General features: G+C 76.1%; 13 protein-coding genes. 7 read left to right on the forward strand and 6 right to left on the reverse strand.

What is annotated here, in order from left to right; all coding sequences use genetic code 11:
• Positions 1-28: 28 nt before the first annotated feature.
• Both Cph01nite_RS04295 and Cph01nite_RS19210 read right to left on the reverse strand, forming a co-directional pair.
• Positions 29-319, reverse strand: a complete 291-nt coding sequence (locus tag Cph01nite_RS04295) for a hypothetical protein (protein WP_203671414.1) — start codon at positions 317-319, stop codon at positions 29-31.
• Positions 316-1,746, reverse strand: a complete 1,431-nt coding sequence (locus tag Cph01nite_RS19210) for a PspC domain-containing protein (protein WP_203671416.1) — start codon at positions 1,744-1,746, stop codon at positions 316-318. Before Cph01nite_RS19210 ends, Cph01nite_RS04295 begins: the two co-directional genes overlap by 4 nt.
• Before the next feature lie 146 nt (positions 1,747-1,892).
• Here Cph01nite_RS19210 and Cph01nite_RS04305 point away from each other — a divergent pair, with 146 nt between their 5' ends.
• Entirely contained in the window at positions 1,893-3,224 is a 1,332-nt protein-coding gene (locus tag Cph01nite_RS04305) for a sensor histidine kinase (protein ID WP_239069017.1), read from the forward strand.
• Positions 3,225-3,262: 38 nt separating this feature from the next.
• Positions 3,263-3,874: a LuxR C-terminal-related transcriptional regulator gene (locus Cph01nite_RS04310; protein ID WP_239069029.1), complete on the forward strand. Its 612-nt coding sequence runs from the start codon at positions 3,263-3,265 to the stop codon at positions 3,872-3,874.
• A 15-nt stretch (positions 3,875-3,889) separates the two neighbouring features.
• On the opposite strand, the gene Cph01nite_RS19215 is transcribed toward Cph01nite_RS04310, so the two are convergent.
• Positions 3,890-4,519 (reverse strand): HIT family protein, encoded by a 630-nt coding sequence (locus Cph01nite_RS19215; RefSeq protein ID WP_203671420.1) that lies wholly within the window; start codon positions 4,517-4,519, stop codon positions 3,890-3,892.
• A gap of 173 nt (positions 4,520-4,692) precedes the next feature.
• Between Cph01nite_RS19215 and Cph01nite_RS04320 the strand changes: the two genes are divergently transcribed.
• Genes Cph01nite_RS04320 through pcrA form a run of 3 tightly spaced genes read left to right on the forward strand, consistent with a single transcriptional unit; the run spans position 4,693 to position 8,191 of the window.
• Positions 4,693-5,040 carry a hypothetical protein gene (locus Cph01nite_RS04320; RefSeq protein WP_203671423.1) on the forward strand — a complete coding sequence of 116 codons (348 nt, stop codon included), beginning with the start codon at positions 4,693-4,695 and terminating at the stop codon, positions 5,038-5,040.
• A 37-nt stretch (positions 5,041-5,077) separates the two neighbouring features.
• Positions 5,078-5,572 (forward strand): DUF456 domain-containing protein, encoded by a 495-nt coding sequence (locus tag Cph01nite_RS04325; RefSeq protein WP_203671425.1) that lies wholly within the window; start codon positions 5,078-5,080, stop codon positions 5,570-5,572.
• A 54-nt stretch (positions 5,573-5,626) separates the two neighbouring features.
• Positions 5,627-8,191: a DNA helicase PcrA gene (gene pcrA, locus Cph01nite_RS04330; protein WP_203671427.1), complete on the forward strand. Its 2,565-nt coding sequence runs from the start codon at positions 5,627-5,629 to the stop codon at positions 8,189-8,191.
• Positions 8,192-8,206: 15 nt separating this feature from the next.
• Here the strand turns inward: pcrA and Cph01nite_RS04335 are convergent, their stop codons facing one another.
• From Cph01nite_RS04335 to Cph01nite_RS04345, 3 genes are read right to left on the reverse strand one after another with little or no spacing between them, the layout of a single operon-like run.
• The gene (locus Cph01nite_RS04335; protein WP_203671429.1) at positions 8,207-8,875 is read right to left on the reverse strand and encodes a nucleoside/nucleotide kinase family protein; all 669 of its coding nucleotides are present in this window, start codon (positions 8,873-8,875) and stop codon (positions 8,207-8,209) included.
• A complete protein-coding gene (locus Cph01nite_RS04340) occupies positions 8,872-10,203 on the reverse strand; it encodes a M1 family metallopeptidase (RefSeq protein ID WP_203671431.1) in 1,332 nt (443 codons plus the stop codon). Before Cph01nite_RS04340 ends, Cph01nite_RS04335 begins: the two co-directional genes overlap by 4 nt.
• Positions 10,200-14,063 carry a Pls/PosA family non-ribosomal peptide synthetase gene (locus tag Cph01nite_RS04345; RefSeq protein WP_203671433.1) on the reverse strand — a complete coding sequence of 1,288 codons (3,864 nt, stop codon included), beginning with the start codon at positions 14,061-14,063 and terminating at the stop codon, positions 10,200-10,202. Before Cph01nite_RS04345 ends, Cph01nite_RS04340 begins: the two co-directional genes overlap by 4 nt.
• A gap of 224 nt (positions 14,064-14,287) precedes the next feature.
• Between Cph01nite_RS04345 and sucC the strand changes: the two genes are divergently transcribed.
• Positions 14,288-15,469, forward strand: coding sequence for an ADP-forming succinate--CoA ligase subunit beta (sucC, locus tag Cph01nite_RS04350; RefSeq protein ID WP_203671434.1), 1,182 nt, complete (start codon positions 14,288-14,290; stop codon positions 15,467-15,469).
• A gap of 31 nt (positions 15,470-15,500) precedes the next feature.
• Positions 15,501-16,379 carry a succinate--CoA ligase subunit alpha gene (gene sucD / locus Cph01nite_RS04355; RefSeq protein ID WP_203671436.1) on the forward strand — a complete coding sequence of 293 codons (879 nt, stop codon included), beginning with the start codon at positions 15,501-15,503 and terminating at the stop codon, positions 16,377-16,379.
• The last annotated feature ends 115 nt before the right edge of the window (positions 16,380-16,494 follow it).

Here is a 16,494-nt window from a genome sequence, read left to right on the forward strand (position 1 = left end):
GGCCCCGCCCCGGCGGGCGGGCCGTCGCTCAGCGCTCGCCCGCCCGGCCGCGGCGCAGGCCCTGGACCAGCGGCCCGACGATGAGCGCGACGCCCGCGGCGATGAGGAGCACGATCGCGGCGAGCTGCACGTCGATCGTGTACCCGGCGGCGACGATGAGGACGCCGACGCCGACGAGCACGACGATCAGGCCCCAGGCGACCGTCCCCACCCGGACCCCGGTCCGGTGGACCGGCGGGGTGGTGTCGGACGTGACGTCGGACGTGGCGTCGGACGTGCCCGTGACGGGCTGGTCCTCGGGGGTGGTGGCGGTGCTCATGATGCGGCCTCCTCGATGATGCGGACCTCGCCGACGCCCGACGAGATGTCGAGCACGAGGTTCGGTGAACCGGCGGCGGCGGCGTCGTCCTCGTAGGTCAGGTCCCCGAGGCCGACGCCACTCTGCTCCTGCACGTCGTCGTCCGACTCGAAGCGGACCGAGCCGATGCCGGCCGTGACGTTCGCACGCACGGCCGCCTCCTGCGGGACGACGACCGTGAGCTGCCCGGCGCCGATCGAGATCGGCACCCGCAGCACGGAGTCGTCCAGCGGGACGCCGGTCAGGTCGATGCGGGAGGTGCCCGCACCGAGATCGAAGCCGCTGCGCGCGTCCTCGCGGCTCGTGACGGTGACGTCCCGGGCCTGGCCCTCCCAGCCCCGGACGGTGTCCGACCAGTCGGTCTGGTGCACCAGGGCCGTCGGGACCCACACCAGGGCGCCGGCGACGGCGAGGAAGCCGACGAACCCGCTGCTGCGACCCCGCAGGCCGAGGGTCACGATGCCCAGACCCGCCAGGGCCAGCGCGACGCCGCCCGCGGTGAGCCCCACGGGGCCGGAGAACGCGCCGACCCGCTCGGCGAGCAGGAGCACGCCCAGGGTGACCACGCTCAGCCCGATGACGGTGCCGACCGTGACGGCGTCCGCGCTGCGGCGCGGCGGTCGGGGCGGGACCGGGGGAGCGGGCGGGACGGGCGCGCTGCCGTACGACGCGTACGGCGGGTACGGCGGGTAGGGCGGCGCGGGCGGTCCGCCGGGCACCGGCGGCACCGGTGGCGCGGGCGGCACGGGCATGGCGGCCGTCGCCGTGGACGCCCACGTCACGGGCGCCGCGGCGGCGCCGGCCGTCGGGGCCGAGCCGGGCGTGGCACCAGCACCCGGCGCGCCGGGCGACCACGCGGGCGCCTGCCACGTGCCGGGCTGACGACGCTGCACGGCGGTCACGACCAGGGCGACCACGCCGACGACGCACGCGAGCCACAGGACGCCGCCCAGGGCGCCGCCGCCGTCCCAGAACCACCACCAGCCGTCGCCGCGGGCGAGGCCGACGACGACGAACGCGAGGGAGCCGAGCAGGGCGCCGTCGGCGTCGCCCGCGCCGAGCCGCTCGAGCAGGATGCGGTTGTCCCGGGCGTCCGGCAGGAGCGCCCAGGCCACCCCGTAGAGCACGAGCCCGAGCCCGCCGACGAGGAACGTCACGGCCAGCAGGCCGCGCACGATGAGTGGGTCGACCCCGACGCGCGCGGCCAGGCCGCCGGCGACCCCGCCGACCCAGCGCTCGTCGGAGCGGTACAGCCCCGTGCGGCGCACCCCGGCCCAGAAGGCGTGGGGGGCGGGCGGGGGCGTGGTGCCCGGGTGCGGTCCGGGACCCGGGCCGGGCGTCGTGCCCGGCGTGCCGGCGTCGGGGCCGGCGGGAGTCTGCGTGTCCATGGCTCGATCCTGGACGCCGGCGGTGCCGCACACATCGGGGACCACCCCTGACCCGACCCTGGGGCCGACCCCCAGGTCCCGCTCCGCGACCCTGAACCTCGCCCGGGTGCACGCCCGGGCGTCCCCCCGCGTGTGACGATCAGTGCGTGACCACTGCACCGTACGGCGCCACCGCGCAGGCCGGCGCGCCCGTGCGCGTCCGTCTGCCGCTGCGCCGCCCGGAGCGGGGGAGGTGGTTCGCCGGGGTCGCGACGGGGCTGGCGGCGCACCTCGACCTGCCGGTCGGGCTCGTGCGCGTCGTGCTCGTCGCGCTCGTGCCCGTCGCGGGCGTCGGCCTGGCGCTCTACGTGTTCTGGTGGCTCACCGTGCCCGTGGGCGACCCGGCCGTGGCGGCGGCGTCCGGACGGCCCAGCGCGCTGCAGCGGCTCGCCCGCCGCCAGGCGCTGCGTGCCGACGGGCGGCGCATCCCGTGGGCGGAGCTCGCGCTGGGCGCGCTGCTCGTGGTGACGGCCGGCGTGCTGGTCGCGATGCGGTCGGGTGCGCGCCTCGACGCGCCGTGGGCGCTGCCCGTGCTGGTGGTGCTCGTCGGCGTCGCCCTCGCCTGGAGCCAGCTCGACGCGGTCCAGCACGGCCGGGCGGACGGACGCCGCATCAGCGTCCTGCGGCTCATCGGCGGCGGGCTGCTCGCCGCGGCCGGGGTGCTGCTGATCGCGGGTCAGGCCGTCGGGCAGGGCGTCGAGCCGATGCTGCTGGTGCAGTCCGGCGTCGCGGCGCTGGCGGTGCTGCTGGGTGTGGGGCTGGTCATGGCGCCGTGGTGGGTGCGGCTCGTGCGCGAGCTGGGGGACGAGCGGGCGGCCCGCGCCCGGGAGGCCGAGCGGGCGGACATCGCGGCGCACCTGCATGACTCGGTGCTGCAGACGCTCGCGCTCATCCGCGCGCGCGCCGACGACCCGGCCGACGTCGCCCGCATGGCCCGCGCGCAGGAGCGCGAGCTGCGCGAGTGGCTGTACGACGACCGTCACGAGCCGGGGACGTCGCTGGTCGGGGCCCTGCGTGCGGTCGTCGCCGAGGTCGAGGACTCACGCTCGGGTCCGGGCGGCGAGCCCGTGGCGGTCGACGTCGTCGTCGTGGGCGACCGTGTCCCCGAGCCCGACACCCTCGCGCTGCTGCAGGCCACGCGCGAGGCCCTCGTCAACGCCGTGGTGCACGGCCGGCCGCCGGTGTCGCTGTACCTGGAGGTCGGTCCGCAGTCCGTCGAGGTCTTCGTGCGGGACCGCGGCGAGGGGTTCGACCTGGACGACGTCGGTCCCGACCGCTTCGGCGTCCGGGAGTCGATCATGGGACGCGTGCGGCGCCGTGGCGGCACCGCACGTGTGACGAGCAGCCCCGAGCGGGGCACCGAGGTCCACCTGTGCATGCCCGTCGGCGGCGGCGGGTCCGGCAGGGGCCCGGACGAGGACGAGGAGCGCGAGGCGTGAACGAACCGGTCGACGTGGTGCTGGTCGACGACCACCACATGTTCCGTGCGGGCGTGAAGGCGTCCCTCGACGCCCGCGTGCGCGTGGTGGGTGAGGCGGCGACGGTCGACGAGGCGGTGCAGGTGGTCCACGACCTGCGGCCCCCGGTGGTCGTGCTCGACGTCCACCTGCCCGGTGGTGACGGCGGGGGTGGCGCCGAGGTCGTGCGGCGCTGCGTCGACGTGCCCGGGACCCGGTTCCTCGCGCTGTCGGTGTCCGACGCGGCCGAGGACGTCGTGGCCGTCATCCGCGTCGGTGCGCGCGGCTACGTGACGAAGGCGATCGACGCGACGGCGCTCTCGGACGCCGTGCTGCGGGTCGCGGGCGGCGACGCGGTGTTCTCTCCGCGGCTCGCCGGCTTCGTGCTCGACGCCTTCGGTGCGGCGGCGGGCGACGTCGCGACGGGCGACGACGAGCTGGACCGGCTCTCGGCGCGCGAGCGCGAGGTGATGCGGCTCATCGCGCGCGGGTACACGTACCGCGAGGTCGCGGGCGAGCTGTTCATCTCGGTGAAGACCGTCGAGACGCACGTGTCCGCGGTGCTGCGCAAGCTGCAGCTGTCGAACCGCAACGAGCTGACCCGGTGGGCGGCGGCGCGTCGCCTGCTCTGAGCCGGCCTGCCCGGCTCAGCGGGGGGCGGTGCCCGCGTCCAGCGCGGCGACGACCGACGCGACGACGGCGTCCCACTCGTCGTCGGGAAGGGCGGGCAGGTGGTGCGTCCACAGCGGCATGACCAGGCCGCGCAGCTGCACCATGCCCTCGGGCCGGGCGAAGAAGAAGACGTGCAGGTGCCCGTTGCCGTCGCCCCAGCGGTGCACGTGCACCCGGCCGACGCCGGGGACGGCGGCCAGGGCACGTTCGACGCGCACGATCATGCGGCCCAGCTCGCCCGCGGCCTCGTCGTCGAGGTCGCCCAGGTCCCCGTGCGCGCGGGGGCCCAGGACGAGCGTCGGGACGCTGACCGGGCGGGGCGCGCTGAGCACCCACGTGTCGTCCGTCCACGCGAAGCGCGCGTCGTCCTGCGCGCACCGCGAGCAGGTGCTCGCGTCCTCGTCCTGCCGCGGCGGCTCGGGCACGACCGGGTCCTCGAGCGCGCGCAGCCGCAGGCCCTCCCGCTCGAAGGGGAAGGTCTCCCAGTCGGCGATGGTGCCGACGGCCGCGCGCCCGTCGGGGCCGGCCGCGGCGCGGGCGCGGGCGACCAGGGCCTCGACGTCGAGCGTGGCGCCCGTGGCCGGGTCGTCGGTCGTGCCGGTCATGCGCGCCCCCTGGTGGTCCGTGTCGTCCGTGTCATCCGTGGTCGTGCGAGCCGTGCCGGCCCGTGCGGGTCGGTGCGGGGCCGTGCCCGAGGCTAGCGGGCCGCCGGCGGCGGGGTCCGGTGCGCGTCCGGCAGCGGATCTGACGGGACGTCAGATCGTCTAGGGTGGTGCGCATGGACGTCGTGTACGGGGTGCTCGTGGTGCTCCACCTCCTCGGGTGGGCGATGGTGTTCGGTGGCGTGCTGGCCGGCCTGCGGAAGGCGACGCTCACGCCGGGCGCCCTGCACGGGGTGCTGACGGCGCTGCTGACCGGCCTGGTGCTCGTGGGGCTCGCGTCGTCGGGCGTGGCGGGCCAGGCGCCCGACCACGTCAAGATCGCGGTCAAGCTCGTCGTCGCCCTCGTCGTGACCGCGCTGGTGGTCGTCGGGCACCGGCAGCCCCGGCGCGTGACGCGCGGGTACCTCGGGGCGATCGCGGGCCTCACCGCGCTGAACGTCGCGGTCGCCGTCCTCTGGCGCTGACCGGCGCCGCCGGGCGCGAGTCGCTAGCCTCACGTCCGTGACGATCGACTGGGCCGCGGAGCTCGACCTGCTCGTGACGGTCCTCGTCGTCGTCGGGCTGGTCGGCGTGGTCGTGCAGGTGCTGCCCGGGGCCTTCCTCGTCGGCGGTGCCGTGACGCTGTGGGGCGCGCTGCAGGGCACCGGTCTCGGGTGGACGGTCGCCGTCGTCGCCGTGCTGCTCACCGCCGCGGGGCAGGTGGTGAAGTACCTCGTCGCGGGGCGCCACCTGCAGCGCTCCGGCGTGCGCAGCAGCACCCTCGCGTGGGGGGCGGTCGCGGGTGTCGTCGGGTTCTTCGTCGTCCCGGTGGTCGGGCTGTTCCTCTTCTTCGTCGGTGCCGTCTTCCTCGTCGAGTGGCTGCGCGCGCGCGACACCCGGACGGCCTGGCGTGCGACGGTGCGCGCCCTGCAGGCGACCGGCCTGACGATCCTCGTGGAGCTGGCCACCGCGATGCTGGTCGTCGGGGTGTGGGTGGTGGCGCTCGTCGCACGCTGACGCGGGCACGCCGGCGCCGGGATGTCGGTGGCGGCGCCTAGGCTGGGAGGTGCCATGACGTCGTTGTTCGAGAGCCTCGCCCTGCCCGTCCCCGGAGCGCCCGTCCCGGCGCCCGACGCGCGCGCCGCCGTCGCGCGCTCGCACGCCGGGGAGTCCTCCGGGCTGCCGCTGGTCGTCCCGCCGCGGGACGACGACCCCGCCGACCCGCACGACGCGCAGGCCGCGGACCGCGCGGCCGCCGACGCGACCCGTGCCGCCGCGCTGCTCGACGGGCTCAACCCGCAGCAGCGCGCGGCCGTGCTGCACGGGGGCGGGCCGCTGCTCATCGTCGCGGGTGCCGGGTCGGGCAAGACGCGTGTGCTGACGCACCGCATCGCGCACCTGCTGGCCACGCGCCGGGCGCGCGCGGGCGAGATCCTCGCGATCACGTTCACCAACAAGGCGGCCGCCGAGATGCGCGAGCGCGTCGAGCACCTCGTCGGGCCGTCGGCGCAGCGCATGTGGGTCTCGACGTTCCACTCCGCGTGCGTGCGGATCCTGCGGCGCGAGGCCGCGACGCTGGGGCTGCGCACGAGCTTCTCGATCTACGACCAGGCCGACTCGCAGCGGCTGCTGACGCTCGTCGCCCGCGAGCTCGAGCTGGACCCCAAGCGGTACCCGGCCAAGGCGCTGGGGCACAAGATCTCCGCGCTCAAGGACGAGCTCGTCGACCCCGACGCGTTCGCCGCCAGCAACGGCGGCGGGAAGGCCGACGAGTTCGACACGGTCCTCGCGCAGGTCTACACGCGCTACCAGCAGCGGCTGCAGCAGGCCAACGCCCTGGACTTCGACGACCTCATCATGCGCACCGTCCACCTGCTGCAGGCGTTCCCGCAGGTCGCCGAGCACTACCGCCGCCGGTTCCGGCACGTCCTGGTCGACGAGTACCAGGACACCAACCACGCGCAGTACGTGCTGGTGCGCGAGCTCGCGGGCGTCGGGGCGCAGGACGGCGACGGCGTCGGGCGCGGCGAGCTGACCGTCGTCGGTGACGCCGACCAGTCGATCTACGCGTTCCGCGGGGCGTCGATCCGCAACATCATGGAGTTCGAGGCCGACTACCCGGACGCCACCACGATCCTGCTGGAGCAGAACTACCGCTCGACGCAGACCATCCTCTCGGCCGCCAACGCCGTCATCAGCAAGAACTCCGGACGCCAGGCCAAGCGCCTGTGGACCGACTCCGGTGCCGGCGCGCAGATCGTCGCGTACGTCGCGGACACCGAGCACGAGGAGGCGCGGTTCGTCGCCGAGGAGATCGACCGGCTCGGCGACACCGACGGCGTGCGGCCCGGCGACGTCGCGATCTTCTACCGGGCCAACGCGCAGTCGCGTGCGCTCGAGGAGGTGCTGGTCCGCGTCGGGCTTCCCTACAAGGTCGTCGGCGGCACGCGCTTCTACGAGCGCAAGGAGATCAAGGACGCCGTCGCGTACCTGCGGGCGATCGCCAACCCCGACGACGACGTGAGCACCCGACGCATCCTCAACGAGCCGAAGCGCGGGCTGGGGGACCGGTCGGAGGCCATGGTCGCCTCCTACGCGGAGCGGGAGCGCATCTCGTTCGGTGCCGCCCTCACGCGCCTCGACGAGGTGCCCGGCCTCGGGACGCGCGCGCTCACCGGGCTGCGCGCGTTCGCCGGGATGCTCGACGAGCTGCGCGACCTCGCCGCGTCCGGCGCCGGACCCGCCCAGGTGCTCGGCGCCGCCCTCGACCGCAGCGGCTACCTCACGACGCTGCGCGGCAGCGACGACCCGCAGGACGGCTCACGCGTCGACAACCTCGCCGAGCTGCACGCGGTCGCCGCCGAGTTCGAGCAGGCCGAGCCCGAGGGGACCCTCACCGACTTCCTCGAGCGCGTGTCCCTCGTCGCGGACTCGGACCAGATCCCCGTGCCGGACGGCGCCGACGACGCCGCGACCGCCGCCGCGGCGCGCGACGCGGGCGTGGTGACGCTCATGACGCTCCACACCGCCAAGGGCCTCGAGTTCCCCGTCGTGTTCCTCACCGGCATGGAGGACGGCACCTTCCCGCACATGCGCTCCCTGGCCGACCCGGACCAGCTCGCGGAGGAGCGGCGCCTGGCGTACGTCGGGCTCACGCGCGCGCGGCAGCGCCTGTACGTGTCACGCGCCGCGGTGCGCACCGCCTGGGGCGTGCCCAACGAGTTCCCGCCCAGCCGCTTCCTCGACGACCTCCCCGACGACCTCGTGGACTGGCGCCGCCGGGAGTCCTCGACGTCGCGGCTGCGCGGCGGATGGGGCTCGGGCTTCGGGTCCGGCGGCGGTGCACGCGGCGGGTCGTCGTGGGGCGAGCGCGGCGGCTCCGGGTCGAGCAGCGGTCCGGTCCGCACCGAGAAGCGCGAGCCGCTGCCGCGCACCGGGGCCTCGTTCGGCTCGGCGACACCCCGTGCCGCCGTCCCCGACCTCGCCGTCGGCGACAAGGTCACGCACGACGCCTACGGGCTGGGGACGGTCGTCGCGCTCGAGGGGGCGGGTCAGAACGCGGTCGCCAAGATCGACTTCGGCACGAACGGCGAGAAGCGCCTGCTGCTGCGGTACTCCCCGGTGACCAAGCTGTAGGGACGGGCGGCCACGTCAGGGCGCGTGCAGCAGACGCGGCCGGGCAGGGTCGGCGTGGTCGATCACCAGGTCGGCACGCTCCGTGGGCGAGCACGCCGCGAGATAGAGCAGCTGGCCCTCGCGGCAGCGGGCGTTCGCCGGGTCGAGCGGGTCCGGCGGGCAGCCGTCGCGCTCGGCCATCCGCGCGAACGTCACCTCGGCGGGCACGTCGAGCCACACCGAGAGGTCCCACACGTCGGCCAGCTCGTCACGGTGCAGGAAGATGCCGTCGACGAGCAGCACCGTCGCGTCCTCGACGTCGACCCACGGGGTGCCGGGGTCGGCGTCCGTCGTGAGGTCGTGCACGGCCGTGCGCACGCGCCGGGGCCGCTCGGACCCCGGGGCCAGGGGATCGAGCAGCACCCGGTGGAACGCGTCGAGGTCGTAGGAGTCGAGGAAGAAGCCCTCGGGGCTCGTGCGTCCGCGGCGGTACCGCTCGACCGCGGGCCGGTGGAAGCCGTCGACCGACGCGCGCAGCACACGCTGCCCGCGTGCCCGCAGCACGCCCGCCAGCTCGTCGGCGAGCGTCGTCTTGCCCGCACCGTCCACCCCGTCGACCGCGACCCGCACGGGCCTGCCGAGCCTGCGCGGGTCGGGGACGGCGGCGGCGACCTGCGCCAGGACGCGGTCCCGCTGGTCGCTCACGCGGGCCACGCGGGGAGCCGTGCGGCGAGCCACCGCCGGACCAGCGCGTCGACGGGCCTGCCGGCGACGGACGAGGCGCACGCGACGAACGCGGCCGTGTCGACCGTGGAGTGCCGGTGCGTGACGGCCCACGTGCGCAGCAGCCGCGCGAAGGCCTCCTCGCCAAGGTCGAGCCGCAGCGCGTGCAGCACCAGGGCGCCACGCTGGTAGACCCGGTCGTCGAACATCCGGTCCGGGCCGGGGTCGGCGACGTCGATGTCCTGCGGCAGCCGGGCGTGCCGCGCGTGCGAGGCCCGGGCCAGCGTGTCGGCGTCCTGCCCGCCCGAGGCCGCGGACCACAGCCACTCGGCGTAGCACGCGAACCCCTCGTGCAGCCAGATGTCGCGCCAGGTGCCCACGGTCAGGCTGTTGCCGAACCACTGGTGCGCGAGCTCGTGCGCGACGAGCCGCTCCCAGGTGCCGCGCCCGTCGACGTGGTTGGCGCCGAACGTCGACATCGCCTGCGCCTCGAGCGGCACCTCGAGGTCGTCGGCGGTGACGACGACCGCGTACTCGGCGAACGGGTACGGCCCGAAGAGCTCGGTGAACAGCGTCATCATCTGCGGCTGACGCGCCAGGTCCGCGCGCGCCCGCGCCACCAGGGGGCGCGGCACGTACGCGCGCTGCACCACGGGACCGCCCGCCAGCAGGAGCTCGTCGTACCGGCCGACCTGCACCGCCGCGAGGTAGGGCGCGGTCGGCTCGGGCTGCTCGTACACCCACCGCACGCGCCCGGCGCGCGCGGTCCGCTGCGTCCGCACGCCGTTGGCGACCACGGTGTACGGGGCCTCGGCGCTCACCGCGACCCGGAACGCGGCCTTGTCGCCCGGGCTGTCGTGGCAGGGGAACCACGACGGGGCGCCGTCGGGCTGCCCGGCGACGATGACGCCGTCGGTCAGCTCCTCCCAGCCCACGTCGCCCCAGCGCCCGACGAGCGGCCGCGGCTGCCCCTGGTACGCGACCCGCACCGTGAACGACGCCCCCGCGGGCAGCGCGGACGCGAGGCGCACCGTGAGGTGCCGCGGCTGCTGCCGCCAGCGTGCCGGTCGTGCGCCGTCGACGCGCACGTCGCCCACCCGGAGCCCGGTGAGCTCGAGCCGGACCTCCTCGAGCGGGCGCGTCGTCGTGGCCGCGACCTCGGCGACGCCGTCGAGGCGGTTGGTCGCGACCCGGTAGTCCAGGTCGAGGTCGTACGACTGCACCGTGAAGCCGGGGTCGGGCCGCCCCGGCAGGTACGGGTCGGCGTCGTCGGTCGCGGGACGCTCGCGGGACGGGCGCAACCCGCTCATGCGGGGGCGATGGGGTTGCCCGCCCAGCGCGACCCGGCGGGCACGGCGTCGCCGCGCAGCACCAGCGACGACGCGCCGACGCTCGCCCCGTCTCCGAGGTGCGCCGCCGGCAGCACCACCCCGTGGGGCCCGAGGCTGGCGCCCGCGCCGATCCGCACCGTGTCGAGGCTCATGACACGATCATGGAACAGGTGCGTCTGGAGCACACAACCGCGGTTCACCGTGGCGCCGTCCCCGACGTGCACCAGGTCGGCCTCCGGCAGCCAGTACGTCTCCAGCCACGCCCCGCGCCCGATGCGCGCGCCCAGGGCGCGCAGCCACCAGGTCAGGGCGGGTGAGCCGAGCGTCGCCGGGCCCAGCCAGGGCACGGCCAGGACCTCGGCGAACGCGTCGGCCAGCTCGTTGCGCCAGACGAACGAGCTCCACAGCGGGTGCTCGCCCGCGCGGATGCGCCCGACGAGCGCCCACTTGGCGACGACGGCGGCCCCGCACGCGAGCACGGCGGCACCCAGCACCGCGACGGGGGACGCGAGCGCGGCGACGAGCACGCCGTGCGTGCCGAGCACGTGGGTCAGCGTGAGCAGCATCCCGACCGCGAGGGCGAACGACAGGACGACGGGGACGAGACGGCACACCTCGACGAGCGCCCGCGCGACCCGCAGCCGCGCGGGAGGCGCGTACGTGCGCTCGTCGGGGGCGTCGCCGGTGACCCGCCGCAGGCGCTGCGGCGGCGAGCCCAGCCACGACGTGCCCTTCTTGGCACGCTCGGGCGTCGCGGACAGCACGGCGACGAGGCCGCGCGCCGGCACCGCACGCCCGGGCGCGATCATGCCGGAGTTGCCGAGGAAGGCGCGCTTGCCGATGCTCGCGGGCTCGACGCGCAGGTACCCGCCGCCCAGCTCGTACGAGCCGATGAGGGTGTCGTCGGCGAGGAACGCGCCGTCGCCGATGCGCGTCATCGACGGCAGCAGCAGCACGGTCGAGGCCTCGACGTCGCGGCCGACCCGGGCACCCAGGGCACGCAGCCACGCGGGTGTCGCGCTGCTCGCGTACAGCGGGTACAGCTGGGTGCGGGCGTCGTCCATGAGCCGCAGCGTGGCCCACGCGCGCCAGCCGCTCGCCGAGCGGACGGGGTAGGCCCCGGGCTCGAGCCCCGTGGCGAGCAGCCGTGCCGCGGCCCACGTGGTGGTCAGCAGGACCAGCGCGGACGCGAGGGCGCCGACGGGCAGCACGGGCAGCGCCGCGACGGCGGCCGCGACCACGTCGGGTGCCCCGCGGGTGGCGCCCGCGACGACCGCGAGGCCGGTCGCGAGCGCGGCCAGCGGCAGGGACGCCAGCAGCGCGGCGCTCGCGCCGTAGACCGGGATCCAGCGTCGGCCGCGCGGCGGGCGCTGCCGGGGCCAGCGCTTGCGCGCGGGTCCCTCGAAGACGGCGGGCGAGCCGGCCCACAGCTCGCCGGGGGGCACCGACCCGGTGACGACGGTGCCGGGTGCGACCTCGGCGCCCTGGCCCACGCGGCTGCCGGGCCCCAGCGTGCTGCGGGTGCCGACCGTGGCGCGCTTGTCGACGCGGACGCGGCCCACCTGCAGGACGTCCCCGTCGAGCCAGTGGCCCGACAGGTCGACCTCCGGCTCGATCGCGCACCGGTCCCCGAGGACCAGGTGGCCCGTGACGGGCGGCAGCGCGTGCAGGTCGACGCCCGCGCCCACGCGGGCACCGAGCGCGCGGGCGTACACCGCGTTCCACGGGGCGCACGACAGGTTGCCCGCGCCTGCCGCGACGGCCCACGACTCGGCGAACCACAGCCGCAGGTGCACCCCGCCGCCGCGCGGGTAGCGGCCGGGGGTGACGCCGCGCAGCAGCGTGCGCGCGACCAGCACGGTCGACCCCATGCGTCCCAGCGGGCTGACCAGCAGCACCCAGCCGGCGGCGAACCACCACGCCGCCCCGGGCACGGGCGGTGCCCACGCGACGCCGGCGGCCGCGAGCGCGGCGTCGGCCCCCAGGGCCCACGTGACCCAGCGCAGCCCGACGAGCACCGCCAGCGGCAGCCCGAGCAGGACCTGCACGGCCCGGGCCCGCGCGGGCGTGGGGGCCGGCACGTGCGCGTCCTGCACGGGCGCGGGCGTGAGCTCGTCGAGCCGGCGCGCCAGGGCGCCGAGCCGCGGGTGCTCGTAGACGTCGGCCACCGTCGCGGTCGGGTAGCGGGCGCGCAGCGCGGACACGAGCTGCGCCGCGGCCAGGCTGCCGCCCCCGGCGGCGAAGAAGTCGTCGTCGGGGCCCTGGACCGCCGTGCCCAGGGCCGCGGTCCAGCACCCGGCCACCCACTCCTGCGTCGGGTCGAGGTCCGCCGCGGGCCCGGGGTCGGCGCCGGGTGCGCCGACGAGCGGCCAGGGCAGGGCGTCGCGGTCGACCTTGCCCGACCCGCGGGTGGGGATCTCCTCGACCACGGCGAGGAGGGGCACGAGCGCGGCGGGCAGCACGTCGCGCAGCGCGGACCGCGCCGCGTCGAGGTCGACCTGCGCGCCGGGCAGGGCGGCGAGGTAGCCGACGAGCACGGACGTGCCGGCCGGTGTGCGTCGGACGGCGGCCGCGGCGGCACCCACGCCGGGCAGCGCACCCAGGGCGGCGTCGACCTCGCCCAGCTCGATGCGCCGGCCGCCGATCTTCACCTGGTCGTCCGCCCGCCCGACGAACACGAGCCCGGCGTGCTCGTACCGCACGAGGTCGCCGCTGCGGTACGCGCGCTCCCAGCCGAGGCCCGGCGCCGGGGCGAAGCGCTCGGCGTCGCGCGCCTCGTCGAGGTAGCGCGCGAGCCCGACGCCGCCGATCACGAGCTCGCCGGTCCCGCCCTCGTCCACGGGGGCGCCGTCGGGGCCGACCACGGCCAGGTCCCAGCCGTCGAGCGCGTGGCCGATGCGCACCGGGCCGGTGCCGTCGAGCAGGGCCGCGCACGCGACGACGGTCGCCTCGGTGGGCCCGTACGTGTTCCACACCTCGCGCCCGGGGGTCGCGAGGCGGGCGACCAGCTCCGGGGGGCAGGCCTCGCCGCCGAAGATCAGGAGCCGGACGCCGTCGAGCTGGTCGGCGGACCACAGCCCGGCCAGCGTGGGGACGGTCGAGATGACGCTGATGCGCTGGGCGACCAACCACGGTCCGAGGTCCATGCCGGTGCGCACGAGCGCGCGCGGCGCGGGCACGAGGCACGCGCCGTGCCGCCACGCCAGCCACATCTCCTCGCAGGACGCGTCGAACGCGACGGACAGGCCGGCGAGGACCCGGTCGCCGGGGCCCAGCGGCGCGTCCTGCAGGAAGACCCGGGCCTCGGCGTCGACGAACGCCGCCGCGGACCGGTGCCGGACCGCGACGCCCTTGGGGACGCCCGTCGAGCCGGAGGTGAAGATGATCCAGGCGTCGTCCTGCGGCTCGGGGGGCGGGGGAGCGGGCACGCTCGTGGCGGCCGCCCGGCGCCGGTCGTCGGGCTCGGCCGCGAGGTCACCCTCCCCGAGCACCCGCACGACGCCGGCCTCCCGGAACACGGTGCGGGCGCGCTCCTCGGGGTCGTCCACGTCGACCGGGACGTAGGCGGCGCCCGCCGCGAGGACCGCGAGGATCGCCGTGTAGAGCTCGGTGGTGCCCGAGGGCACGTGGATGCCGACGCGGTCACCGCGCCGCACGCCCTGCGCGGCGAGGCGCGCGGCCCCCTCGCGGACGTGGACGGCCAGCTCGGCGTACGTGAGGACGGTGCGGCCGTCGTCCAGGGCGGGGGCGTCCGGGTGCGCGGCGACGGTCGCGTCGAGGACGTCCAGCAGGGTGCGCGGCGGCGGAGCGAGGTCGCCGCGCAGGTAGGGCGAGGTCACGACGGGCGATCCTGCCACCGGCTCCGCCCGGGAGCGGCCGCGTTCACGGTGCGGTCGACGCCTCGTCGTCGGGTGTTCACCGCCGACGGCGGTCCGGGCGGGCGGTGGTGAGCGCGGCCACAGTGTCTTGATGTCGAGGGACCTCGGTCCCGGCGATACGATCGTCCGGGCGATGCGGCCGCACCGGGCCGCTGCACGCGGTCGACGAGAGGAAACCGGACCAGGTGGACCTGTTCGAGTACCAGGCACGTGACATCTTCGAGAAGCACGGCGTGCCCGTGCTCGGCGGCATCGTCGCCACGACGCCACAGGAGGCCCGCGCGGCAGCCGAGCAGCTGCTCCCGCCCGAGGGCGGCGTCGTCGTCGTCAAGGCGCAGGTCAAGACCGGTGGCCGCGGCAAGGCCGGGGGCGTCAAGCTGGCACGCTCGGCCGACGAGGCCGCCGCGACGGCGGGCGAGATCCTCGGCATGGACATCAAGGGCCACACGGTGCACCGCGTGATGGTCGCGGCCGGCGCCAAGATCGCCCAGGAGTTCTACTTCTCGCTCCTGCTGGACCGCGCCGAGCGTCGCTACCTGGCGATGGCCTCGGTCGAGGGCGGCGTGGAGATCGAGCAGCTCGCGGTCGAGCGTCCCGAGGCGCTCGCCAAGGTCGCGGTCGACCCGCGCACGGGCATCGACCAGGCGACGGCGGACGAGATCGTCGCGGCCGCGGGCTTCGCCCCGGAGATCGCGGGCCAGGTCGCCGACGTCCTGCAGAAGCTGTGGCGCGTGTACGACGAGGAGGACGCCACGCTGGTCGAGGTCAACCCGCTCGTCCTCACGGAGGACGGCCAGGTCGTCGCCCTCGACGGCAAGGTCACCCTCGACGCCAACGCGGACTTCCGGCACCCGGACCACGCGGCCCTCGAGGACGCGGCCGCCGCGGACCCGCTGGAGGCGCGCGCCAAGGAGAAGGACCTCAACTACGTCAAGCTCGACGGCGAGGTCGGCATCATCGGCAACGGCGCGGGCCTCGTCATGAGCACCCTCGACGTGGTCGCGTACGCCGGTGAGGCGCACGGCGGGGTGCGGCCCGCCAACTTCCTCGACATCGGCGGCGGCGCCTCGGCCGAGGTGATGGCCGCCGGCCTCGACATCATCCTCACGGACCCGCAGGTGAAGTCCGTGTTCGTCAACGTGTTCGGTGGGATCACGGCCTGCGACGCCGTGGCCAACGGCATCGTCGCCGCCCTGCAGATCCTCGGGGACGAGGCGTCGAAGCCCCTCGTCGTGCGGCTCGACGGCAACAACGTCGTCGAGGGCCGGCGCATCCTCGCCGAGGCCGGGCACCCGCTCGTCACGCTCGCCGACACGATGGACGGCGGCGCCGACACGGCTGCCCGCCTGGCGCACGCCGCCGCCTGAGACCCCCGACGCAGAGAGAAGCAGACTCCACATGGCGATCTTCCTCACCGAGGACTCCAAGGTCATCGTCCAGGGCATGACGGGTTCGGAGGGCCAGAAGCACACGACCCGCATGCTCGCGTCCGGCACGAACGTCGTCGGCGGCGTCAACCCGCGCAAGGCGGGCACGTCCGTCACGTTCGGTGACGTCGACGTGCCGGTGTTCGGGTCGGTGGCCGAGGCCATCGCGGCGACCGGCGCCGACGTCTCCGTCATCTTCGTCCCGCCGGCGCACACCAAGGGCGCCGTCGTCGAGGCCGTCGACGCGGGCATCCCGCTGGCCGTCATCATCACCGAGGGCGTCCCCGTGGCCGACACGGCCGAGTTCTTCTCCTACGCGCAGGAGAAGGGCGTGCGGCTCATCGGCCCCAACTGCCCCGGCCTGATCAGCCCCGGCAAGTCGAACGTCGGCATCATCCCCGCCGACATCACGGGCCCCGGCAAGGTCGGCCTGGTCTCCAAGTCCGGCACCCTGACCTACCAGATGATGTACGAGCTGCGGGACTTCGGGTTCTCCACGGCCATCGGCATCGGCGGCGACCCGATCATCGGCACCACGCACATCGACGCCCTCGCCGCGTTCGAGGCCGACCCCGAGACCGAGGTCATCGTGATGATCGGCGAGATCGGCGGCGACGCCGAGGAGCGGGCGGCGGCCTACATCGCCGAGCACGTCACCAAGCCGGTCGTCGGCTACGTCGCCGGGTTCACCGCCCCCGAGGGCAAGACCATGGGCCACGCGGGCGCGATCGTGTCCGGCTCGTCGGGCACCGCGCAGGCCAAGAAGGAGGCCCTCGAGGCCGCCGGCGTGAAGGTCGGCAAGACGCCGTCCGAGACGGCACGGCTGGCGCGCGAGCTGCTCGGCGCCTGAGACGTCCGTCCCACCCGCGGCCCCGGTCCCCACGGACCGGGGCCGCGGTGCGTCCGGGACCCGGGCGGCGGGGCGGCGACGCGCCGGGCCCGGGTCCGGCGCCGCGCTGGGCGCA

This window comes from Cellulomonas phragmiteti (genome assembly GCF_016862775.1).
Lineage (GTDB): Bacteria > Actinomycetota > Actinomycetes > Actinomycetales > Cellulomonadaceae > Cellulomonas > Cellulomonas phragmiteti.

Excerpts from the sequence above, each read along its gene's own strand:
- Cph01nite_RS04340 (WP_203671431.1), bottom strand. The coding sequence starts at position 10,203 with ATGAGCGGGTTGCGCCCGTCCCGCGAGCGTCCCGCGACCGACGACGCC.
- Cph01nite_RS19210 (WP_203671416.1), bottom strand. The coding sequence starts at position 1,746 with ATGGACACGCAGACTCCCGCCGGCCCCGACGCCGGCACGCCGGGCACG.
- Cph01nite_RS04320 (WP_203671423.1), top strand. The coding sequence starts at position 4,693 with ATGGACGTCGTGTACGGGGTGCTCGTGGTGCTCCACCTCCTCGGGTGG.
- Cph01nite_RS04310 (WP_239069029.1), top strand. The coding sequence starts at position 3,263 with ATGTTCCGTGCGGGCGTGAAGGCGTCCCTCGACGCCCGCGTGCGCGTG.
- pcrA (WP_203671427.1), top strand. The coding sequence starts at position 5,627 with ATGACGTCGTTGTTCGAGAGCCTCGCCCTGCCCGTCCCCGGAGCGCCC.
- sucD (WP_203671436.1), top strand. The coding sequence starts at position 15,501 with ATGGCGATCTTCCTCACCGAGGACTCCAAGGTCATCGTCCAGGGCATG.
- Cph01nite_RS04295 (WP_203671414.1), bottom strand. The coding sequence starts at position 319 with ATGAGCACCGCCACCACCCCCGAGGACCAGCCCGTCACGGGCACGTCC.
- Cph01nite_RS19215 (WP_203671420.1), bottom strand. The coding sequence starts at position 4,519 with ATGACCGGCACGACCGACGACCCGGCCACGGGCGCCACGCTCGACGTC.